This window comes from Bradyrhizobium sp. Bra78, assembly GCF_024519855.1.
GTDB lineage: Bacteria > Pseudomonadota > Alphaproteobacteria > Rhizobiales > Xanthobacteraceae > Bradyrhizobium > Bradyrhizobium japonicum_G.
This window is the reverse complement of the sequence record NZ_JALJRE010000001.1, coordinates 650,953-673,369: the sequence shown is the minus strand read 5'-3', so window position 1 is coordinate 673,369 and position 22,417 is coordinate 650,953. Positions and strand designations below refer to the sequence as shown.

At 63.8% G+C, this 22,417-nt stretch carries 21 protein-coding genes; 16 read left to right on the top strand and 5 right to left on the bottom strand.

Features of this window, described 5'->3' with window-relative positions; genetic code table 11:
• Positions 1 to 98: 98 nt before the first annotated feature.
• Entirely contained in the window at positions 99 to 1,667 is a 1,569-nt protein-coding gene (locus OC450_RS03210; RefSeq protein WP_211384655.1) for a 2-isopropylmalate synthase, read from the bottom strand.
• A gap of 389 nt (positions 1,668 to 2,056) precedes the next feature.
• On the bottom strand, positions 2,057 to 2,365 hold the full coding sequence (locus tag OC450_RS03205) for a hypothetical protein (protein WP_211384654.1): 309 nt from the start codon (positions 2,363 to 2,365) through the stop codon (positions 2,057 to 2,059).
• 237 nt (positions 2,366 to 2,602) lie between these two features.
• Here OC450_RS03205 and OC450_RS03200 point away from each other — a divergent pair, with 237 nt between their 5' ends.
• The 9 genes from OC450_RS03200 (at position 2,603) to OC450_RS03160 (ending at position 13,915) form a co-directional block, all read left to right on the top strand.
• Positions 2,603 to 3,826 (top strand): SMP-30/gluconolactonase/LRE family protein, encoded by a 1,224-nt coding sequence (locus tag OC450_RS03200; protein ID WP_211384653.1) that lies wholly within the window; start codon positions 2,603 to 2,605, stop codon positions 3,824 to 3,826.
• Between the two features lie 131 nt (positions 3,827 to 3,957).
• The gene (locus tag OC450_RS03195) at positions 3,958 to 5,079 is read left to right on the top strand and encodes a D-alanine--D-alanine ligase family protein (RefSeq protein WP_306235180.1); all 1,122 of its coding nucleotides are present in this window, start codon (positions 3,958 to 3,960) and stop codon (positions 5,077 to 5,079) included.
• A gap of 59 nt (positions 5,080 to 5,138) precedes the next feature.
• Positions 5,139 to 6,242 (top strand): NAD(P)/FAD-dependent oxidoreductase, encoded by a 1,104-nt coding sequence (locus OC450_RS03190; protein WP_211384651.1) that lies wholly within the window; start codon positions 5,139 to 5,141, stop codon positions 6,240 to 6,242.
• A 283-nt stretch (positions 6,243 to 6,525) separates the two neighbouring features.
• Positions 6,526 to 7,737 (top strand): ABC transporter substrate-binding protein, encoded by a 1,212-nt coding sequence (locus tag OC450_RS03185; RefSeq protein WP_249129170.1) that lies wholly within the window; start codon positions 6,526 to 6,528, stop codon positions 7,735 to 7,737.
• Between the two features lie 108 nt (positions 7,738 to 7,845).
• Positions 7,846 to 8,721 (top strand): branched-chain amino acid ABC transporter permease, encoded by an 876-nt coding sequence (locus OC450_RS03180; protein ID WP_211384649.1) that lies wholly within the window; start codon positions 7,846 to 7,848, stop codon positions 8,719 to 8,721.
• Position 8,722: 1 nt separating this feature from the next.
• Positions 8,723 to 9,649, top strand: coding sequence for a branched-chain amino acid ABC transporter permease (locus tag OC450_RS03175; protein ID WP_211384648.1), 927 nt, complete (start codon positions 8,723 to 8,725; stop codon positions 9,647 to 9,649).
• The gene (locus OC450_RS03170; RefSeq protein ID WP_211384811.1) at positions 9,649 to 11,130 is read left to right on the top strand and encodes an ATP-binding cassette domain-containing protein; all 1,482 of its coding nucleotides are present in this window, start codon (positions 9,649 to 9,651) and stop codon (positions 11,128 to 11,130) included. The genes OC450_RS03175 and OC450_RS03170 overlap by 1 nt, the downstream gene beginning before the upstream one ends.
• Positions 11,131 to 11,170: 40 nt before the next feature.
• On the top strand, positions 11,171 to 12,409 hold the full coding sequence (locus OC450_RS03165) for an ABC transporter substrate-binding protein (protein WP_211384647.1): 1,239 nt from the start codon (positions 11,171 to 11,173) through the stop codon (positions 12,407 to 12,409).
• A 195-nt stretch (positions 12,410 to 12,604) separates the two neighbouring features.
• Entirely contained in the window at positions 12,605 to 13,915 is a 1,311-nt protein-coding gene (locus OC450_RS03160; RefSeq protein WP_211384646.1) for an ABC transporter substrate-binding protein, read from the top strand.
• Positions 13,916 to 13,997: 82 nt separating this feature from the next.
• Here the strand turns inward: OC450_RS03160 and OC450_RS03155 are convergent, their stop codons facing one another.
• The 3 genes from OC450_RS03155 to OC450_RS03145 all read right to left on the bottom strand — a co-directional run bounded on the left by OC450_RS03155 (position 13,998) and on the right by OC450_RS03145 (position 16,342).
• Positions 13,998 to 15,167, bottom strand: a complete 1,170-nt coding sequence (locus OC450_RS03155) for a Gfo/Idh/MocA family protein (protein WP_262047153.1) — start codon at positions 15,165 to 15,167, stop codon at positions 13,998 to 14,000.
• 48 nt (positions 15,168 to 15,215) lie between these two features.
• The gene (locus OC450_RS03150; protein WP_211384644.1) at positions 15,216 to 15,527 is read right to left on the bottom strand and encodes a septal ring lytic transglycosylase RlpA family protein; all 312 of its coding nucleotides are present in this window, start codon (positions 15,525 to 15,527) and stop codon (positions 15,216 to 15,218) included.
• A gap of 362 nt (positions 15,528 to 15,889) precedes the next feature.
• Positions 15,890 to 16,342, bottom strand: coding sequence for a hypothetical protein (locus OC450_RS03145; protein WP_211384643.1), 453 nt, complete (start codon positions 16,340 to 16,342; stop codon positions 15,890 to 15,892).
• A 245-nt stretch (positions 16,343 to 16,587) separates the two neighbouring features.
• Between OC450_RS03145 and OC450_RS03140 the strand changes: the two genes are divergently transcribed.
• The 7 genes from OC450_RS03140 (at position 16,588) to OC450_RS03105 (ending at position 22,400) form a co-directional block, all read left to right on the top strand.
• Positions 16,588 to 16,776 carry a hypothetical protein gene (locus OC450_RS03140; RefSeq protein WP_211384826.1) on the top strand — a complete coding sequence of 63 codons (189 nt, stop codon included), beginning with the start codon at positions 16,588 to 16,590 and terminating at the stop codon, positions 16,774 to 16,776.
• Between the two features lie 189 nt (positions 16,777 to 16,965).
• Positions 16,966 to 17,364: a hypothetical protein gene (locus OC450_RS03135; protein ID WP_211384642.1), complete on the top strand. Its 399-nt coding sequence runs from the start codon at positions 16,966 to 16,968 to the stop codon at positions 17,362 to 17,364.
• Between the two features lie 242 nt (positions 17,365 to 17,606).
• Positions 17,607 to 18,869: a glucose-1-phosphate adenylyltransferase gene (gene glgC, locus OC450_RS03130; RefSeq protein ID WP_211384641.1), complete on the top strand. Its 1,263-nt coding sequence runs from the start codon at positions 17,607 to 17,609 to the stop codon at positions 18,867 to 18,869.
• Positions 18,866 to 20,320, top strand: coding sequence for a glycogen synthase GlgA (gene glgA, locus OC450_RS03125; RefSeq protein ID WP_262047152.1), 1,455 nt, complete (start codon positions 18,866 to 18,868; stop codon positions 20,318 to 20,320). The genes glgC and glgA overlap by 4 nt, the downstream gene beginning before the upstream one ends.
• 243 nt (positions 20,321 to 20,563) lie before the next feature.
• Positions 20,564 to 20,824, top strand: a complete 261-nt coding sequence (locus OC450_RS03120) for a SemiSWEET transporter (protein ID WP_211384639.1) — start codon at positions 20,564 to 20,566, stop codon at positions 20,822 to 20,824.
• A gap of 416 nt (positions 20,825 to 21,240) precedes the next feature.
• Entirely contained in the window at positions 21,241 to 21,513 is a 273-nt protein-coding gene (locus OC450_RS03110; protein WP_262047151.1) for a hypothetical protein, read from the top strand.
• 167 nt (positions 21,514 to 21,680) lie between these two features.
• Positions 21,681 to 22,400 (top strand): Crp/Fnr family transcriptional regulator, encoded by a 720-nt coding sequence (locus OC450_RS03105; protein ID WP_262047150.1) that lies wholly within the window; start codon positions 21,681 to 21,683, stop codon positions 22,398 to 22,400.
• The last annotated feature ends 17 nt before the right edge of the window (positions 22,401 to 22,417 follow it).

The window sequence follows — 22,417 nt, the reverse complement described above, 5'->3', positions numbered from 1 at the left end:
GGGCCGCGGGGATATCCGCGGAAGCACCACGCAGGACGATGAACGAAAAACGCGGCGCCGAGCGCGCCGCGTTTCTGCCGATTGGCCGTGAGTGCAGCTCAGCTTGCCGCCGCCGTCGCCGTCGTGACCGTGTCGCGCTGACGCTTCATGACGATCTTGTTGAGCGCGCCGAGATAGGCCTTGGCCGACGCCACCAGCGTATCCGGATCCGCCGCGCGCGCGGTCATCGCGCGTCCCTCATGCGACAGCCGCACCGAAACCTCGGCCTGCGCGTCGGTGCCCTGGGTCACGGCGTGGACCTGGTACAGGTCGAGCTTGGCCTCGTGCGGCACCAGCGCCTTGATGCAGTTGAACACGGCGTCGACCGGACCGTTGCCTTCGGCCTCCTCGATCTTGATCTGGCCGTCGACGTCGAGCTTCATGGTCGCGCGCTGCGGACCATGGGTGCCGGCGATCACGGTCAGCGAGGTCAGCTTGATGCGGTCGTGCGAGGCCGCCATCTCCTCGTCGACCAGCGCCTCGATGTCCTCGTCATAGATGTCCTTCTTGCGGTCGGCGAGCGCCTTCATCCGCGTGAACGCATCTTCCAGCTGGTTCGGGCCGAGCTTGTAGCCCATCTCCTCCAGCTTGTGCACGAAGGCATGGCGGCCGGAATGCTTGCCCAGCACCAGCGAAGACTGCTTCAGGCCGACCATCTCGGGCCGCATGATCTCGTAGGTCGAGGCGTCCTTCAGTACGCCGTCCTGATGGATGCCGCTCTCGTGGGCGAAGGCGTTCCGGCCGACGATCGCCTTGTTGTACTGCACCGGGAACGAGGTCGCCGCCGACACCACCTTCGAGGCGCGGGTGAGCTGCGTGGTGTCGATCTTATTCCAGAACGGGAATTTGTCGTTGCGGACGTTGATCGCCATCACGATCTCTTCCAGCGCGGCGTTGCCGGCACGCTCGCCGATGCCGTTGATGGTGCACTCGACCTGGCGCGCGCCGCCGATGACGCCGGCCAGCGAGTTCGCCACCGCCATGCCGAGATCGTTATGGCAGTGCACGGAGAACACCGCCTTGTCCGAGTTCGGCACGCGCTCGATCAGCGTCTTCATGAAGTGGGTGTATTCGTCGGGCGTGGTGTAGCCGACGGTGTCGGGGATGTTCACCGTGGTCGCACCGGCCTTGATGACGGCTTCCACGATGCGGCACAGATAATCCATCTCGCTGCGGGTGCCGTCCTCGGCCGACCATTCGACGTCGTCGATCTGGTTGCGGGCGCGCGCAACCATGGCGACCGAGGTCTCGAGCACCTGCTCGGGGGTCTTGTTCAGCTTCACCCGCATATGCAGCGGCGAGGTCGCGATCACGGTGTGGACGCGGCCGCGCTTTGCAAATTTCACCGCCTCGGCGCAGCGATCGATGTCGGCGGGATGGGCGCGCGACAGGCCGGCGATGACGGCGTTCTTGGAGCGGCGGGCGATCTCGCTGACCGCCTGGAAGTCGCCTTCCGAGGTGATGGGGAAGCCGGCCTCGATGACGTCGACACCCATATCATCCAGCATCTCGGCGACCTCGAGCTTCTCCTCGAAGGTCATGGTGGCGCCGGGGCACTGCTCGCCGTCGCGCAGCGTGGTGTCGAAAATGATGACGCGGTCCTTGTCGGACTTGTTCACGGAGGCCATTGAAAAATTCCTTTTGAGCTTTTGCGCCGTCAGTGTTCTGGGCGCTTGAGGTGTCCGGTGATCTCGACCAACCCCTGAGCGCCCAGGCGCATGGCGCCCAGCCGGCCCTCAGGGGCAGCTAAGAAGAAGCCCGCCAATCAGGAGGGTGGGCAGCAGCGCGGCCGGGATCGTGGCGGCGGCCAGAGCCACCTCCCCCGAAATCCCATCAATTTGGCCGCGAATCAGCATTGCCAGACCCTTTTGAGCCCTCAATCCTCGGTCAAAACCGTTGACGGTTGGTTGCCGGGAGGCTCGATGCAATGTTTCTAGACGAGAATTGGCGGCCCCTGCAACGCCAAAAGATGGTCAGAACAGCTGACCTGATTTCCGAGGGATGGGCGGTTCGCCGGCTATCCCGCGCGGCGGGAGCGCGCCCTGCTCTCCCAGCGGTCCAGCATCTGACCGAGTTCGCCGGTGGCGACAGGTATCGCCTCGTCGGGGTTCGCGACCTCGTTGGTGTTGGCCGGCGCATTGGCGCGGAGCCAATCCGGCTCGGTGTACCCGCGCCAGCGACGCGCCGCCGCCCGCCGTTTCCGGGAGACATAGTCGCGGGTGAAATAGCCGGCCGAAAAAGCGATCGCCAGCAGCATAACCAGTACGACGACAGCGACTGCCACAGTGAACTCCGACCTGCGCCCCGAATGACGTTCTGCCAGCATCGCGCAGGAGGTCAAGGCTTGACATGCTCCACAGCCTGGCGACGCCCGGAACCGGTTTCTGCGACCCGCCCGCGCCGAGACGAATTTGTCGTTTTCTTGTTCGATATTCCAACCCGCTTGCGGCGCGATATCGCGCAGAGGATGCGAGCCTACCCCTCGCAACCGTCACCAGACCGGACTAACCTTCCCCTTGCTCGGCCGGATCAACCGGCCAGCGAACAAGACCGGGAGGACGCGATGACACGCCAAGAGGCTCAGCGTGACCAGGAGACTGCGCTTTCACGACGAACACTCGTCCGGGGACTCGCGCTCGGCGCGGCCACCATGGCCGGTGCCGGCGCCGCGCTGGCCCAGACCGGACCTGCCGCACCGCCGACGACGATCACCACCCCGCCGCGCGACTTCGGCCCCCACGGCGCGCCGACCACTTATTTCTGGGACCCCGACATCATCGCGGTCGATCCGTCCTTCAACGATCTCGCGCAGCCCAACACGGCGATCAAGCGCCTGCACACCGGCGTGCTGTGGGCCGAAGGCCCGGCCTGGAGCGCGCAGGGCCGCTATCTGCTGTGGAGCGACATTCCCAACAACCGGCAAATGCGATGGAGCGAAGACGACGGCCGCGTCAGCGTATTCCGTTCGCCGTCCAACAACTCCAACGGCAACTCGTTCGACTTCCAGGGCCGGCAGCTCTCCTGCGAACACCTGACGCGGCGGGTGACGCGTTACGAGCATGACGGCACCGCGACCGTGCTCGCCGACTCCTATCAGGGCAAGCGGCTGAACTCGCCGAACGATGTCGTTGCACATCCAGACGGCAGCTACTGGTTCACCGATCCGCCCTATGGCGGCCAGCTCTATGAAGGCGAGCCCGACGCCGCGGGCGGCCCAAGCAATTCCGGCGGCAAGCTCAATCCGCGGATCGGACAGCCGGCCGGCTTCGTGCCGGGCAAGCGCGAGCTGCCGACCAATTGCTATCGCATCGACCCATCGGGCCGCATCGATCTCGTCGTCACCGAGGAGCAGGTGCCCGATCCGAACGGGCTGTGCTTCTCTCCGGACTTCAAGAAGCTCTATGTCGTATCGACCGGCAAGGGACCGGGCGATACCGGCCCCGGTGGCAAAGGCGAGATCTTCGTGTTCGACGTCGGCAGCGACAACAAGCTCACCAACCACAAGCGATTCAGCGAGTGCGTTGTCGATGGCGTGAAGTGCGGACCGGACGGCGTGCGCTGCGACGTCAACGGCAACGTCTGGGCCTCCAGCAATGCCGGCCGCGCCGTCGGCTATAGCGGCGCGACGGTGTGGTCGCCCGAAGGCAAGCTACTCGGCCGCATCCGGCTGCCGGAAGTGTGCGGCAACATCTGCTTCGGCGGCCCGAAGCGCAACCGACTGTTCATGGCTGCGAGCCAGTCGCTCTACGCGGTGTACACGGCAACGCAAGGTGCAGGCCCGGGCTGAACGGCACAAGCCTTCAATTGCGACACGGCGCCGGTGTGCCTCGCCGGCGCCGTGTTGTTCCCATCGCTGCGTTGATGCTCGAATCGGACAACAAAGGGTGACTTCCGGATCGAGCGCATGATAATTGAGCCATGGCAGACAAAATTCGCGTCGTTGTTCTCTATGGCGGCAGGTCCGGTGAGCATGAGGTCTCGCTGAAATCGGCCGCCTCCGTATTCAGGCATCTCGACCGCACCCGCTTCGAGGTGATCCCGGTCTCCATCGACAAGACGGGCCGGTGGCAATGGAACGATCTTCAGACGCTCGATCAGTCGCACGCGACGGCTTTGCCGATTCTGCCCGATGCGCCGGAGATGCGGCTCGCCAGAGGCCCCGATGGGCGCGGAGCCCTGATGCCGATCACGCAAGGCGCTGCCAACCCGATCGAGATCGACGTCGTGTTTCCGGTCATCCACGGGCCGCTCTGCGAGGACGGCACCGTGCAAGGCCTGCTGGAATTGGCCGATGTCGCCTATGTGGGATCGGGCGTTCTCGCCTCCGCCGTCAGCATGGACAAGGATGTCGCCAAGCGGCTCGCTGAATTCGCCGGCATTCCGGTCGCGCCCTATCGCGTGCTCACCCGCAAGGCCTTGGTCCAGGACCGCATCTCATCGCTTGCGAAGGCAGTCGAGGGCCTGAATCTCCCGGTCTTCGTCAAGCCGTGCAACATGGGCTCCAGCGTCGGCATCCACAAGGTCAAGACGCAGGATGCGCTAGAAACGGCGCTCGACGATGCGTTTCGCTATGACGTCAAGGTGCTGGTCGAACAGGGCATCGACGCGCGCGAGATCGAGGTCGCGGTGCTCGAGGGCGAGACGCTGTTCGCGAGCGTCGCCAGCGAGCTGAACCCCAATGCCCATCACGAGTTCTATTCGTACGAGGCAAAATATCTCGATCCCGATGGCGCTCGGGTTGACCTTCCGGCCCGGCTCGACGCCGCGCAGATGGAGCGCGTGCGCTCACTGGCCACAGAAGTGTTCGCCGCGCTCGAATGCGGCGGCTTCGCACGCGTCGACTTCTTCCTCGACCGGCAAACCGGCGAGTTCTATTTCAATGAGATCAACACCCTGCCCGGCTTCACGTCGATCAGCATGTATCCGAAGATGATGGAAGCCTCGGGCGTACCGTATGGCGAGCTGCTGACGCGGCTCGTCGATCTGGCGCTGGACCGGCACCGGCAGCGTCAATCGCTGGAACGGGGTTACGCGAGCTAGGTTGTTTCCGATGGAGTCGAAACGGGCTCCCGGGAGCGACCTGAGTCAGGAAAGAAATCATGCGCGTTGTGATCTGCGGCGGCGGCGTGATCGGGGCCTGCACGGCTTATTTCCTGCGCCGCCGCGGCATCGACGTGACCGTCGTGGAACGGACCGAGGTCGCGGCCGCCGCGTCGGGCAAGGCCGGCGGCTTCCTGGCACGGGACTGGTGCACCGGCACGCCGCTCGATGCGTTGGCCCGGCGCAGCTTTGCGCTTCACGCACAACTGCCGGAGGAAATCTCGGGCGATTGGGGCTACCGGCCGATGACCGCCTATAGCGGTTTCGTTGCGTCCGACGGCGACGCGCGCCGGGATGCACCGTCCGCGCTTGGCTGGCTCAGCGACGGCGTCGTCATTGCACAGTGCATCGGCACGGCGGAGACGACTGCGATCGTTCATCCCCGCAAGTTCACGTCGGCCGTGATGAACGCAGCGCGGGCGCAAGGCGCGAAGCTGCATCATGGCTGTGTCACCGGCATCACGCGCGGCACTGACGGAATGACAGCCGGGGGCGTCGAGATCGATGGTGATCTGATCGAGGCGGATGCCGTCGTGATCGCGATGGGACCGTGGTCGCTGCTCGCGGCGCAATGGATGAGCCTGCCTCCCGTCTACGGCCAGCGCAGCCCGAGCATCGTCTACGACACCGACGGCGACGCACCGGCCGAAGCGTTATTCCTGGAGAGGGAGGAAGACGGCAGCGCAGTGTCGATCGAGGTCTTCCCACGCGCGGACGGCAGCACGCACATCACGGCTCTTTCCGACATCGCGCCGCTGCCGCTCGATCCCGCCGCCGTGACGCCCGATCGCGATGCGATCGCGCGGCTGCAGACCATGTCCGGGCGGCTATCGCCGCTGTTCCGTCCCGAAAGGATCATCGCGCAGCAGGCCTGTTTCCGTCCGGTGACGCAGGACGGCTTGCCCTTGATCGGCAAGGTGCCGCGGAGCGATAACCTCTATGTTGCGACCGGGCACAATGTCTGGGGCATCCTCAATGCGCCGGCGACCGGGCAAGCGCTGGCAGAACTGATCGCTGAAGGTGCAACGCGCGAGATTGACTTGTCGCCATTCGATCCCGCCCGGCTGACACCGCTCGATCCATCCCTGCTGCAAGCACGCTGAAGCGCTTGACGAGATCGCGGCTCGTCAACCGACGATTGCTCTCAGCCCTTGATACTCACGCATGCCCGCCGACGGAATCTGCATGCCTGCGCACGATCAGTGTTTCGCTGCTCTTTTGCCTGCAATTTGCGCAGCGCTAGACTTTAGTTCTCTCTCACAATCCTGAACGCAGTTTCACTTGCCGAGAGTGCCCTCGCCGGTATAGTTGCGACACAATGGCTCACAAGAGGCCTGTTCAAAGGGAGAGAACAAGATGAAGAAACGACTCTCTGTTGCGTTGCGAATGGCACTCGGTACCGCCGCAGCCGGTGTGTTGATGACGTCAGGCGCGGCACTTGCGGCCGATCCGATCAGGATCGGCGTGATCGCGGAAGCGCAGGCAATCGCCGGCGCGTCGATTCCCCAGGCGGCGCAACTCGCCGCCGACGAGATCAACGCCAAGGGCGGCGTCGATGGCCGCAAGATCGAAATCGTCGGCTACGACAATCATTCCTCCTCGGCAGATTCAGTGCGTGCGTTCCAGCGCGCGGTGAACGAGGACAAGGTCAACGTCGTGATCGCCAGCTACATCAGCGAGGTCGTGCTCGCGCTTGAGCCCTGGGCCTCGCGGCTGAAGACGCCCTTCGTTACGCCCGGCGCCGCTTCCAACGAGATCAGCAAGAGCGTGCATGCCGACTACGAGAAGAACAAATACACCTTCCACGGCTATTTGACCTCCGCGGCGCTGGCGCTGTCGGTCTGCGACGGCGCCAAGGACCTGCTCGTCGACAAGATGCACATGAAGACTGCGGTCATCATGAGCGAGGACGCCGCCTGGACCAAGCCGCTCGACGTCGGCTACGAGGAATGCCTGCCCAAGATCGGGCTGAAGGTGCTCGACCACATCCGCTTCTCGCCCGACACCACCGACTTCACGCCGATCTTCAACAAGATCGAGGGCGCCAAGCCCGACGTGATCATCACCGGAATCTCCCACGTCGGCGTGCAGCCGACGGTGCAGTGGAAGAACCAGCAGGTGCCGATCCCGATGTTCGGCATCTCCTCGCAGGCCACCAACGAGACCTTCGGCAAGGACACCAACCAGGCCGCCGAAGGCGTGCTCTACCAGGGCGTCTCCGGCCCCGGCGTGGCAGTGACGCCGAAGTCGGTGCCGTTCGCGGAGAACTTCAAGAAGAAGTTCGGCAACTATCCGTCCTATGCCGGCTACACCGCCTATGACGAGGTCTATTACATCGCCGATGCGGTGAAACGCGCGGGCTCGACCGACGCCGACAAGCTGGTCGCTGCGCTGGAGACGACCGACTGGGAAGGCACGATCGGCCGCGTCCAGTTCTATGGCAAGGATGATCCGTTCACCCACTCGATCAAGTACGGCAAGGGCCTGATCACCGGGCTGATGCTGCAATGGCAGGACGGCAAGCAGAGCGCGGTCTGGCCCAAGGACATCGCCAAGGTCGATATCAAGTTCCCGAGCTTCATCAAGCTCAGCAACTAGTCGGCAGGACATGCTCCCGGGATCACCTCCCGGGAGCTTCCACTTGCGGCGTCCCCGCAGCACCTTTCCTCAAAGCGGCAGCCCGAGCTGCCACGCGGCCAATCATCAATGCGAGCTTTCCAGATTTTGATCGATGGCTTTGCCATCAGCGCCCTCTATGCTCTCGGTGCCACCGGCTTCACGCTCATCTTCGGCGTCTCCGGCGTGCTCAACCTCTCCCACGGCGCCATCATGGTGGCGGCAGCGGTGGCGGCCTGGGCCGCCGCCAGCGTGCTGAATGTCGGCACCTATGCCGGCGCGCTGATCGGCGTCGGTGTCGCTCTCCTCACCGCCTTCGCCACCTATTTCGCGGTGGTGAAGCCCATCCAGGATTCCCGGCGCATCCCCAATGAGGAGAAGGAGATCTTCGTTCTGACGGGAACGCTGCTCTGGGGCATCATGATCCAGGAGCTGATCGCCTATTTCTTCACCAATAACGCCAAAACCGTGCTGCCGATCGTCGAGGGCGTCGTCGAGATCCTCGGCGTGCGCACGCCGAAGAACGAGATCTTCACCGCGATCGTGTGCTGCCTCGTCATCGCGCTGCTGTGGCTGCTGGTGAACCGCACCCGCACCGGCAAGGCGGTGCTGGCGGCGTCGATGAACCCGCGCGGCGTCACCCTCCTCGGGCTCGAGCTCACCAACATCTACATCGTGGTGTGGGGAATCTACGGCATCCTCGCCGGCATCGCCGGCGTGCTGCTCGGCATGTTCCTCGGCGTCAGCTCCTACAGTGTCGGACCACTGACGGCGAGCGCGTTTTCGATCGTGGTGCTCGGCGGCCTCGGCAGCGTCTCAGGCTCGCTGATCGCGGCCTTCGTGGTCGGCTATCTCGAAACGCTGACGGCCTATCTGGTCTCGCCGGCCTACCGCACCATTCCGGCGCTGCTGCTGCTCGTGTTCGTGATGTACATCCGGCCCCAGGGCCTTCTGGGGAGGCGCTGAGATGTCCAGCTTTTTCACCTCACGCCTGTTCTTCATCTCGCTCGCGCTCGTCGTCGTCGCGGCGACGCTGCCGCTCTACGTCTCCGGCTACGTGCTGGGCCTGCTCACCGTGGCGTTCTATTTCGGCGTGTTCGCGATGGCCTGGGACCTGCTGTTCGGCTTCGCCGGCGAGGTCAATTTCGGCCCGACCTTCCTGATCGGCGTCGGCGCCTACACCGCCGGCATCCTGAATGCCCAGTTCGGCTGGTCGGTCTATCTCTGCATCGTACTCGGCGCGCTTGCCTCCGTCATCGCCGGTCTCGTACTGGCCTTGCCGGCGCTTCGGGTGCGCGGACCCTATTTCGGCCTGACCACGCTGGTCGCGGTGCTGATGCTGCAGAACTTCATCGTGGTGTTCGCCGATCTGACCGGCGGCGAGATCGGGCTGACCATCCCCGACGTCATCACCATCAACGCCGGCGCCAATTACTGGATCGCGCTCGGCTTCATGACGATCTCGGCCGCGATCCTCTACGGGCTGTCGCAATCGCCGATCGGCCTCGTGCTCCAGGCCAGCGGCCAGGATCCGGTGCAGGCCGGCGCGCTCGGCTTCAACATCGTCAAGCACAAGCTCGCCGCCTTCATCGTCAGCGCGTTCTTCTCCGGGCTCTCGGGCGCGCTGCTGGTGTTCTATTTCGGCACCGCCTCGGTCGGCACCGTGGTCGACGTCGCGGTCGGCGTCAACGTCATCGTCTCGGCCGTGCTCGGCGGCCGGCGCACCGTGCTTGGCGCTGCGCTGGGCGCGATCTTCCTGATCGTCGCCGGCGAATTCCTGCGGCCGACCGGGGAGCTTGCGACCTTCATCGTCTCGGCGGTCGCCCTGCTCGTCGTGCTGTTCTTTCCCGGCGGCTTCCTCGGAGCGGCCCTCTCGCGCGAGGCTCGTTCGTGATGGATATGAGGCTTTCAAACCGGGCCGTGCTCGAAGTCCGCGGTCTGACCAAGCGCTTCGGCGGTCTCACGGCGGTGAAGAACCTCGGCTTCGAGGTCAACGGCGGCGAGATCTTCGGCCTGATCGGGCCGAACGGCTCGGGCAAGTCGACCGCGATGAAAAGCGTGATGGGCATCGAGCGCCCGACCGCGGGCGAGGTGATCTTCGAAGGCGAGAACGTCGCCGGCCTGCCCGCGCACAAGATCGCGCGCAAGGGCTTTGGCATGGTGTTCCAGCACTCGCGTCCGCTGAACCGGCAGACGGTGCTGGAGAACATCATGGTGGCGCTGTTGCCGGACAGCCTGTTCATGCTGTTCCCGGACAAGGCGCTGATCGAGCGCGCCAAATGGATCGCCGACCGCGTCGGCCTCGGCGCCGTCATGCACCGCCGCCCGCCGACGCTGCCATTCGCGGATTTGCGCCGGCTGGAACTCGCCAAGGCCATCGCGCGCGATCCAAAAGTCGTGCTGGTGGACGAGCCCTTCGCCGGGCTGACGCGGGCCGAGGTCGAAATCTTCTCCGACCTGATCCGCAGCTTTCGCGACGAGGGCCGTGCGGTGATGCTGGTCGACCACAACGTCAAGAGCGTCGCCGCGCTCGTCGACCGCGTGCTCGCGATGTATCTCGGCGAGGAGATCGTCACCGGCAAGGCCGAGGACGTCATGAAGAACGAGACCGTGCGGCGGGTCTATCTCGGCGGCGCCATCGAGACCCATGCGCGGCCCGAGACCAGCTTCAAGGACAAGGTGCCGCTGCTCCAGGTCGAGAATGTCAGCGTATTCTACGGCAAGGCGCAGGCGCTGGAGAACGTCTCTATCCACGTCCACGAGGGCGAGTTCGTCTCGATCGTCGGCCTCAACGGCGCCGGCAAGACCACGCTGTTCAACACCATCTCCGGCTTCCTGCCCTATAGCGGAGAGATCGTGCGCGGCGGCGACAGGCTGCGCGGCACCAGCCCGGCCAGGATCGCACGCAGCGGTCTCGTGCAATGTCCGGAATCGCGCGAGCTGTTCGGCGAGATGAGCGTGCGGGAAAATCTCGATCTCGGCGGCCAGCATCTGGCCGACGAGGCCCGCGCAAAGCAGCTCGCCTGGTTGTTCGAGCTGTTCCCGATCCTGAAGGAACGCCAGGGCCAGATGGCGCAGACGCTCTCCGGCGGCGAGCAGCAGATGCTCGCGATCGGCCGCGCGCTGATGATGCAGCCGCAGATCCTGATCCTGGACGAGCCGACGCTGGGCCTCGCTCCCGTCATCCTCGAACAATTGTCCAAGGCGCTGACGAAGCTGCGGCAGACCACCTCGATCACGGTGCTGCTCGGCGAGCAGAACGTGACCTTCGCGCTTCCGCATGCCGACCGCGTCTATGTGCTGGAGCATGCCCGGGTCGTCTGGGAGGGCGATCCCGGCCGCTTCGCCGCGGAAGCCGGCGCCGATTTTCTGTAGCGCGCAAGCATCAACAAGAACAAACGAAAGGGAAACGACCATGCGACCATCGACGAATATGAGCAGCTTCCTCCTCGCCTCCGCGCTGGCGCTGTGCCTCGCTGCTCCCGCCTACGCGCAGTCGAACGATCCGATCAAGATCGGCGTCATCGCCGAGGTGCAATCGATCGCCGGTGCCGCGACGCCGGGCGGCGCCCAGATCGCCGCTGACGAGATCAACGCCAAGGGCGGCATCCTCGGCCGCAAGATCGAGATCGTGACCTACGACAACAAGAGCTCCTCGGCGGACTCCGTGCGCGCGTTCCAGCGTGCCGTCAGCGAGGACAAGGTGTCGGCGGTGATCGCGAGCTACATCAGCGAGGTCGTGCTGGCGCTCGAGCCCTGGGCGGCGCGGCTGAAGATGCCGCTGATCACCCCCGGCGCCGCCTCGAACGAGATCACCAAGGCGATCCACAACGACTACGAGAAGAACAAATACACCTTCCACGGCTATCTGACCTCGGCTGCCCAGGCCCAGCTCGTCTGCGACGCCGCCAAGGATCTCCTCGTTGACAAGCTCAAATTCAAGACCGTCGCGATCATGAGCGAGGACGCCGCCTGGACCAAACCGCTCGACGTCGGCTACGAGGCCTGCCTGCCCAAGGCGGGCCTGAAAGTCGTCGAGCACGTGCGCTTCTCGCCCGACACCACCGACTTCACGCCGATCTTCAACAACATCGAGGGCAAGAAGCCTGATGTGATCGTGACCGGCATCTCGCATGTCGGCGTACAGCCGACGGTGCAGTGGAAGAACCAGCAGGTGCCGGTCCCGATGTTCGGAATCAGCGCGCAGGCGCTGAGCCCGACCTTCTGGAAGGACACCAATGGCGCCGCCGACGGCGTGCCGTCGCTCGCCGTCGCGACGCCCGACGTCGCCGTGACCTCCAAGACCAAACCGTTCGCAGCCGCCTACAAGGCCAAGTTCGGCGCGCCGCCGGCCTATACCGGCTATACCGCCTATGACGAGGTCTATTTCATTACGGAAGCCATCAAGCGCGCAGGCTCGACCGATCCCGACAAGATGGTCACCGAGCTCGAGAAGACCGATTTCGAGGGCACGATTGGCCGCATCCAGTTTTATGGCAAGGATGACGAGTTCACCCATGGCATCAAGTCCGGCCCCACAACCGTGTCCGGCCTGGTCTTCCAATGGCAGGACGGCAAGCAGGTCGTGGTGTGGCCGGAGAAAATCGCCGAAGGGAAGCTGAAGTTTCCGGCCTTCGTGAAGCTGTCGCAGTAAATCGGCTTTCGCCAGCATCAAGCCCATCGCTCCGCAGGGAGCGGTGGGCTTTTGCTTTGCCTTTCGCAGGTGCGTTGTGTGCCGCGGCCGGAGCGTATCGACCTTGGGCGATGTTGACTTTCCGCGGTCCCGCTCGCCATACTTCGAAAAAAAATAACAAGACCAGATCATAAGACGGTTTCGAGGGAGGATAGAATGCCGACTTCACGCAGGCAGCTGCTGAAGAGCTCGGCGGCTGCCGCCGCCGCACTCAGCCTGGATTGGACACGGGCCCAGGCGCAAGCCGAGAATCTGCGCATTGGCCTGATCTACGATTTGACCGGCCCGTTCGCCGCCGGCGGTTCGGTCGCTTCCTCGGTCGGCGCGCAGATCGCCATCGACCTCGTCAACGAGAAGGGCGGCATCGGCGGCAAGACCAAGATCGTGCCGGTCGCGGCGGATTCGCAGAGCAAGGCGGACGTGGCGATCAACGAGGCCGAGCGGCTGATCAGCCAGGAAAAGATCGACATCATCAACGGCGTCTATTCGAGCGCGCATGCGGTGCCGATGGCGGCGAAGGTCGAGCAGCAGAAGAAGATCCTCTGGATCACGACCGCGGTCTCGACCGCCGTGTTCAAGGACAAGAACCTGCAATATGTGTTTCGCGCGCAGATCCATTCGGACCAGTATGGCCAGGCCTTTGCCGGCTTCATGAACGAGCACGCCAAGGCGAAGCTCGGCATGGAGCCAAAGGACGTCAAGATCGCGTTGATCCACGAGGACGGCCCTTACGGTGTTGGCGTCGCCGCCGCGGACGAGGCCTATGCCAAGGAGGCCGGACTTCAGGTCGTGCTGAAAGAGGGCTATTCGGCTTCGGCCCCCGATTTGTCGGTGCTGGTTACAAAAATCAAGCGCGCCAAGGCCGATGTGATCTCGCATGCCGGCTACAATCCGGACATCACGCTGTTCCTGCGCCAGGCCCGCGAGAGCGGCCTGCGCTTCAAGATGCTGTTCGGCGCCGGCGCCGGCTACAGCCAGCTCGACAAGCTGCGCGCGACCTTCGGCGCCGACATCGACAATTTCTGCAACATCGATCCGGTGCCGGCACAATTGCTCGATCCCGCCAAGCTTGCGCCGGGCATCGGCGATCTGACCAAGATCATGGTCTCGCGCTACCAGGCCAAGACCGGCGCGACCGACGTACCGCCGCACTGCTCGATGGGCTTCAACCAGACCTGGGTGCTGCTCAACAACGTGCTGCCGGTCGCCAAGGAAAAGTACGGCGGCTTCGAGCCCGAGGCCATCCGCAAGGCCGCGCTCGACGTCGACATTCCCGCCGGCGGCACCATCCAAGGCTATGGCGTGAAATTCTTCCCGCCGGGCACGCCGCTCTCCGGCCAGAACGAGCGCTCGACGCCCGTGGTGATGCAGAATGCCGGCGAGCACATCTCCGTGGTGTGGCCGACCAACATCAGGACGCGGGACCCGGTGTTTCCGCTGCCGAAGGGATCGACTTACGGGACGTGAGACTATCGTTCTGCGCCTCTCCCCGCTTGCGGGGAGAGGGAGCAGTCCCGCTGCGGCGATAGTTCTACCCACTCGCCACGCCCTACAGCACCACCCGCCGTCCCTCCTCCGCCGCCCAATAGCCGGCGTAGTTCACCTTGATCGTCTCGTAGGCCAGCGCGAGGTCCGACAGCGGCTGCCGGCCCGTCGCGGCACACTCCATGAAATCCTGGATCTCCTGGAGATAGCCGCGGGTCCATTCCTCCTCCAGGCAGACATATTGCCAGCCGGTTTTGCGGTCGACCTTCTCGGTGATGTAGACGGAGGCGAGCTTCTCCTCGGAGGTCTGGTAGCTCATCAGATGCGTGTTCGGCGTGATGTTGGCGAACAGCGAGCCGCCGGAGGTGTAGGTCTCGATCAGGTTGCGCACGCCGCCCATGATCATGTCGCCGGAGAACACGGTGGCCTTGGTGCCGTCGGAGAAGGTCGCGGTGAGCGTGCCCCAGTCCTCGACGTCGACGGGATTGGCCTTGATGTAGGTGCGCTCCTCCGGCTTGAGGACGGCCGTGACGTTGCCGACATCGCCGGTGACGCTGGCAATATGGATGGTTTCGCCGCGCGCTCTGGCCTCGACCTGCTTCAGATAGAGCACGGCGGAGAGCGGATGGCACCCCATCCGGATCAGCGATCCGCCGCCGGTCATCGCCCATTGCGCGGCATGCGCCGCATGCGAGCCGGAATGACTCTCCTCGCCTTTCATGAACAGGATCTTGTCCTTGGTGGCCTTGATGATTTCCGCGGTCTTGGTCACCGCGGGCGCGTAGATCCAGTCCTCGGCATACATGAAAAGCCTGCCGGTACGTTCGATCGCGGCGCGGGTCGCGTCCATCTCCTCCAGCACGCGTTCGTACATCTGCGCCTTCGGGACGTGCTTGCCGATCGGCTGTTTGTCGCCCTGACGGCCGAAATAGCCGGCAAAGGGCTTTTCACAGATCACGTGCTTGCCGGCCTGCATGCTGGCGACGATCATCCCGGCATGGAGATTGGGCGGCGTGCAGATATCGATCACGTCGAGTTCGCGGTCGGCGATCAGTTCGGCAAAGCTGCGGTAGACGCGCGGGATCTGATGGCGGGCGGCGAATTCGACGACGTGGTCCCCGCGCGCGGCGACCGCCGCGACCTCGACATCCACGCCGTAGACGCGCCGGAACGCATACATATGCAGCTCCGACACGAAGCCGCAGCCGACGAGTCCCACCCTGATCCTGGCCATAGCGCCCCTCACCCACACCTTGGGCAGCACTATAGCGCGCCGGCAGGTCTATTCCACCGAGACCCGCACCACGCCGGCGCTCATCATGCCAAGCGCTCTGGCGGCCGGCACCGAGAGATCGACGATGCGACCGCGGATGAAGGGGCCGCGATCGTTGACGCGGCACTGAATCGAGCGGCTACCATACGACACCCGCAGCATGCTGCCGAAGGGCCGCGTCCGGTGAGCGCAGGTCAGTTCGCCTTTTCCGGCCTTTCCGTATCCGTAATAGGAGGCAAGCCCGCTTTCAGCGTGGGCGACAGAAAAAGCTGAAAGCAAGAAGGTAGCTAGACAAAACAATAGCGTCGGCTGCGCTCGCACGGCACCGCTCCCCGTTAACCCTGCCCCGCGCTACAAACGTTCCGCTGTTCCACGAGGTTCCAAGCCGCGGCAGGGCCCGGCCGGTGGTGCCATCACACATTGTTACTGTTTATGAAGCACCCGCGTGCGAGCCGGCGCAGCCGCTGCGCACTGCGTGCGTTCGCGTCAAAGGAGCCTGCCTATGACAAATCAACGGGCTTGCCGAATGGCCGGCAAGCCCGACGTGCAACCGGATGATACAATTGGCGCCGCGCCTACCTGTTCAGGCATACCAAACCCTGTTCTGACCAAACCCGATTCAAGCATGATCAGGTTCAGGCATCTCTTGGTCTACCGGGTCTTCGTCTACCGGGCTCGCGAGTTCACCAATGGCGACGGTAGTATCGATGATAGCCACCGTAGGGCCTGTAGTATCCATAACGCGGACCATAGTAAGGCCGGTAATATCGACGGTAGCCGTAATACCGGGGATAGACGTAAGGCTGCGCGTAGCCACCATAATACGGACCGCCGCCATAGTAGGCTGGCGCATAACCATAACCGTAGCCCGGATATCCATAGCCGCCGTAATACGGGCCGCCGCCGTAATAGCCGCCGCTCGCGATAGCGCCGCCGATGATCGCGCCGGCCGCGAGACCACCGATGCCCAATCCCCAGCCGCCGCCGCGCCAATGCACCTGCGTGGCGTCGTTGGGAACCATCGTCTTCATGGTTTCGATATTGGTCGGCATCGGCGCCGCCGCGGCCTGCTCCAATTGGCCGACCGTCACGGTTATTGCCAGTGCACAGGCAGCTCCTGTCTTCCAGATGCTCATCGCTTCACTCCTTGTCTGACGCCTCGATCTCAAACGTCGCACACCACGATGGCGTTTCATTGCCCCAAGTCAAAGACTTCGTTTTGCGGTGCACCGCACAAGACAGCAGGGACTCCGCCGCCCGTGCCATGTGGTCCGTACGCCTCCGTCAAACCACCTAGGTAAGTCTCCCTAAGATAAGCAGCGCAATATCCAAGCCGCCAGGTTCTGGTTGATCGTGCCCAGGTGGGCACGGAGGGGCCTTGATGAGCCATTCAATTCACCATGCGGATCGCGCGACCCACCGCAAAATCGTGATTGTGGCGCTGCTCGCTGCCATCTCGGTCACTGCATTCACACTGTGTGTTCATGTGTATGCCAAGCCGGCTACGATCGAAGCAGCGCTCGGAAGGCCGCATATCGCAGGCAGCGCGGTGCTCGCCGCTTCCCGTTGACTGGAGGAAATCCATGCGAAGGAAAAGAGCCGAAGCCAAAGTGATCGCGGAGACTTTCGATCCCGCGCTCTGGTCGATTGCGACCGCGCTCACCGCCGCCGTTGTTTACCTGACTTGCCTGATCTAGGCCAACCCTGGTCGGAAGCATTCGGGATTGAGGTCACCTGGCGTCGACGGTTTGCATAATCCATGTTGCTGTCTCAACCGTTCAGCGACGATACGGACGATTACCGTGCCATGATCGCGACGGCCGTTGCCTTGGCATGTTGCGCAATCGGTCTCGTCGTCGTGACGTTGTTGTTGGTCACTGGCGACCGCTTCGAGTTCAGGCCGCCACCCGAAACCGCCACACTTGATGACAATCTCGTTCGATCGTTCGAAGCCCTCGACGGCATGGCCGCAAGGATGGCCCGCGTAAAGACGGGCGACGCCTGGACAACGCCCGGGCAGGACAGCAAACCGGCCGGGATCGGAAATTTGGCTGTCGAGCCAACCAGGCGGCATATCGTCACTCGCCTGAAAAGCCCGTGGTGCACGGGTATCCTTGCCCATCAGCCGTTCCATACCTGCAGGCCCAGGCCCCAATAGCGACGATGAGCCAAGCCGGCCGGACAGATCGCCTGGCCCGGCCATCGTCATCCCGGCGGCCGATCCGGGAACGCCGGCCCACGCGGGCCGCGATAAAGCATTAAGGTTCATGCGTTTCGCAACCAACAACCTACTTTCCGACTTACCGTTCCTACCGCTACTATTCTTTGCCCGACGGCGCCCGACAGGCCCTCCGTGAGAGAGGGATTTTGGCTGCGCCCCAGTCTGTGTGGGAGGATCAAATGAGTGCCGCGAGACCCGAGCCGCTTGCCCGCCAGGCGCTGGCCTTCGTTCTGGCCGGCGGACGCGGCAGCCGGCTGCTGGAGTTGACCGACCGGCGCGCCAAGCCCGCGGTTTATTTCGGCGGAAAATCCCGCATCATCGATTTCGCGCTGTCGAACGCGGTGAACTCGGGCATTCGCCGTATCGCGGTCGCGACCCAGTACAAGGCGCACAGCCTGATCCGGCATCTTCAGATGGGCTGGAACTTCTTCCGCCCCGAGCGCAACGAGAGCTTCGACATCCTCCCGGCGAGCCAGCGTGTCTCCGAGAACATGTGGTATGTCGGCACGGCGGATGCGGTCTACCAGAACATCGACATCATCGAATCCCACGCCTGCCGCTTCATCGTCGTGCTCGCCGGCGACCACATCTACAAGATGGACTACGAGGTGATGCTGCGCCAGCACGTCGAGAGCGGCGCCGACGTCACCGTCGGCTGCCTGGAGATGCCGCGCCAGGAATCTTCCGGCTTCGGCATCATGCACATCGACGAGAACGGCTGGATCAAGTCGTTCCTGGAGAAACCGGCCGATCCGCCGCCGATGCCCGGCAAGCCGGATGTCTCGCTGGCCAGCATGGGCATTTACGTGTTCAACGCGAAATTCCTGTTCGAGGAGCTCAAGCGCGACGCCGAGGACCCGAACTCCAACCACGATTTCGGCAAGGACATCATTCCCTACCTCGTCAAGCACGGCCGCGCCATGGCGCACCAGTACTCGACCTCCTGCGTCCGCTCCGGCGAAGACCCCCGCTCCTACTGGCGCGACGTCGGCACGGTCGACGCCTATTGGGCCGCCAATATCGACCTCACCGACGTGGTGCCGGAACTCGATCTGTTCGACCGCGCCTGGCCGATCTGGTCCTATTCGGAGATCACGCCTCCGGCGAAATTCGTCCATGACGAGGAGAGTCGCCGCGGCCAGGCCGTGAGCTCGCTGGTCTCGGGCGGCTGCATCATTTCCGGCGCCTCGCTGCGGCGTTCGCTGCTGTTCACCGGCGTGCGCATCAACTCCTATGCCAATGTCGAGAACGCTGTGATCATGCCCTACGTCAATATCGGCCGCGGCGCGCGCTTGAAGAACGTCGTGATCGATCGCGGCGTCGAGATCCCGGAAGGCCTCGTCGTCGGCGAGGATCCCGAGCTGGACGCAAAGCGCTTCCGCACCACCGAACAGGGCATTTCGCTCATCACCCAGCCGATGCTCGACAGGCTCAATACATGACGCCTGTTCGCGTCCTCGCGGTCGCCTCTGAAGTCTATCCCATCGTCAAGACCGGCGGGCTCGCGGACGTCGCCGGCGCGCTGCCGATTGCGCTGAAGGCGCATGGCATCGAGATGCGCACGCTGATGCCGGGCTATCCCGACGTGATGAGGCTGCTGGGGGGAGCCGAGGAAATCCGGCGCTGGCCGGATTATTTCGGCGGCCCCGGACGCCTGCTGGCCGGCTCACATGACGGCCTCGACCTGTTCGTGCTCGACGTGCCGCATCTCTACGCGCGGCCTGGCAACCCTTACGTGACGGCCGAAGGCGTCGACTGGCCGGACAATGGCGTGCGCTTTGCGGCCCTGTCGCGCATCGCGGCCGATATCGGCCACGGCCTCGTTTCCGCCTTCGTGCCTGACGTGGTGCATGCCCATGACTGGCAGGCCGGGCTGACGCCGGCCTATCTGCACTACGACAACCGGCCACGGCCCGCCACCGTGATGACCATCCACAACATGGCCTATCAGGGCAAGTTCGCTCCTCAGCTCATCGGATCGATTGGCCTTCCCTGGCACGCCTTCAACGTCGACGCCCTCGAATATTTCGGCGGCATCAGTTTCCTGAAGGCAGGCCTGCAGTTCGCCGATCGCATCACCACGGTGTCGCCGACCTACGCGCAGGAAATCCAGAGCGACGAGGGCGGCATGGGGTTCGGCGGCCTGCTTCGCGCCCGCGCCAGCGTGCTGAGCGGTATCCTCAACGGCATCGACATCGAGGTGTGGAACCCGCAACGCGACCCGCACATCGCCTACCGCTTCGGCGCGGAGGACCTCACGTTCCGGGCCGCAAACAAGGCCGTGCTCCAGCAGCAGTTCAATCTGGATTCCTCCGACGAGGCGCCATTGCTCGGTGTCATCAGCCGCCTGTCCTGGCAGAAGGGGCTCGATCTCCTGCTCGAGGCCATTCCGACCATTTTGCGCGAAGGCATGCAGCTCGCGCTGCTCGGCAGCGGCGACCGCGATCTGCAGGATCGCTATCAGGCCGCCGCGCGCGCGAACCCCGGCCGGATCGGGGTCGTGATCGGCTATGACGAAATTCTCGCGCATCTGATCCAGGCCGGCTCGGACGCGCTCATCGTGCCGTCTCGCTTCGAGCCGTGCGGCCTGACACAGCTCTGCGCGCTGCGCTACGGCGCCGTGCCCATCGTCTCGCGCGTCGGCGGTCTCGAGGATACCATTGTCGATATCGGCGAGGCCGCTGCGTCAGGCCGCGATGCCACCGGCTTCAAGTTCGCACCCGTCACCGCGGACGCCCTCGCCGGCACACTGCGCAAGGCCAACACCGCCTTCCACGACAAGCCGACCTGGCGCCGGCTGCAGTTGAGCGGCCTTGCAACCGACGTGTCCTGGCGCAACCGCGCAGGCGACTATGCCGCGCTCTATCGCGATCTCATTGCTGGACGCACCTGAAGCGGCAGGCCTCTCGCATTTGAATAGCGGCTTCCTGCGGCGCATCCGTCGAGACGCCCGCATCCGCGGCCTCCTCGGGATGAGGGCGGAATATGCGGCAACAATTTCCACAGCACCGTGCTGCCCAGCCTCATCCTGAGGGGGGCCTAAGCGCCGTCTCGAAGGACGAGGCGCGGGCAGACTGCCGCCTGGAGGGCCGCCTCAGACGCTCTGCCGCCGCCGAATCAATGTTATAGAGCCGCCATGGACCCCTTCGCGATCAAGCTGATCGGCTTCGCTGCCGCCACCTGCACCACAATCGCCTACGCGCCCCAGGCCATCAAGGTCTGGAAGACCCGTTCGGCGCGCGACATTTCGCTCGGCATGTTCCTGATCATGGTGCTGGGCCTGGCACTCTGGCTGATATACGGCCTGCTCTCCGGCGACGCTCCGCTGGTCGCCGCCAACACCGTCACCATGGTGCTCGCCGGCGGCATTCTGGTGATGAAGCTGAAGTACGGTTAGGCTTGTTCAAGCCTCGGATTTCTCTTCCGGAGAAAACCGGAGCCGCTTGTACTGCAACATCACCGCGCGATAGCATTCGCGGGTCGCCTTATTGAGCTCTGCGACGTTGACGACTCGATGTGGCCACGGCTGAATCGAATGACGTTCGCCTGCTGAAGAGCATGAGCGACCAGCGAAACGCTGTTCCGGCGAACTCCTGGAAACGAGGAGAATAGGCACGCTGGAGTGCGGACCGCCGGATCCCGCCCAAAAGCCGGCGTCACGATTCAACCTTTGCGAGATTCAGTCTCAGGCCATGCGCCCGATTTCGCTTGCATTTGCAGGTACAGGCGCCCAGGGTCCTTATGTGCGTTAGCTGACATAATTGGCGGACCGGTCAGACTGAGTGATATCCTCGCGGCCGTTCGGAGCGCATCATGCCCGACCATTACTTCCGGATTACCAGGTGCGACGGCGGCACGGTCGAGCATCTGGCCGAGATCGTGGATCATAAATCTGCGTGGACGGAAACGACGAGAGTGTTCGGGGATTTGGCGCGAGACTGCATTCTCGAAAAAAATGCCGAATGGCGGATCGAGCTTCTGGGTCCAAGACGGGAGCCCATCTATCGCATTCGGCTGCTCGCCGAGACATGTGAAGGCCCCGCAGCGGTTAGCTGTCGCGCCGCAGATACAGGCGAGCCTTACTGACGTTCTCGACCGGATTCCCTTCGATCCTTATGTCAAAATCTGGCATAGTGAAATAAAGACTCGCTATGTGCGGTACGGCTCTTACTGTTGTTCCATTATCGGATATCCGCATGAGGCACCGATAGCTGAGAGTTCTCTGCGCTCCCGCCAGTCCCAGGGAGCGACGCATGAAGAACCTCTTGCTGAGGCATCTTTCCGAAACCGATTTCAGAATCCTCGAACCGCACTTGAAGACAGTCGCCTTCGAGCAGCATTCTCTGCTGTTCGAGGCCGATCAGGAAATTCGCTCCGTTTACTTTCCTGCCGGCGCAGTGGTCTCGCTGGTGGTGACCCTCTCGACCGGAGAGATGATTGAAACTGCGATGGTCGGAATCGATGGCGTCGTCGGCGCAGCCGCGGCGCTGGACGGGCGGATGTCCCTCTGTCGCGGCATCGTTCAACTTGGCGGAGACATCGTCGTCTGCAATATGGATGCGCTGAAGACGGCCACGCTCCAGAGTCCCAGGTTGTTGGCGCTCCTTATGCGGCATGAGCAGGCCGTCTACGCCCAAGCCCAGCAGTCGGCAGCGTGCTTCGCCTCGCATAGCGTCCAGGCCCGGCTCTGTCGCTGGCTGCTGCGCGCGCGTGACTTGTCCGGCAGCGACCAACTCCAGTTCACGCAGGAATATCTCGGACAGATGCTGGGCGCTCGGCGATCGAGCGTGACCGTCGTCGCACGCACGCTGCAAGCGGCCGGTCTGATCCGTTACGCGCGCGGCAAGATCAGGATTCTGGATGCCGAGGGACTGGAGGAAGGCACGTGCGAATGTTACGCCGCCCTCAAGGCTCGCTATGAGCAATTGCTCGGAACGGATACCGCGAGAAAGATCGACGCGTCGTTGGCGTAAATTGTGAATTGAGTGCA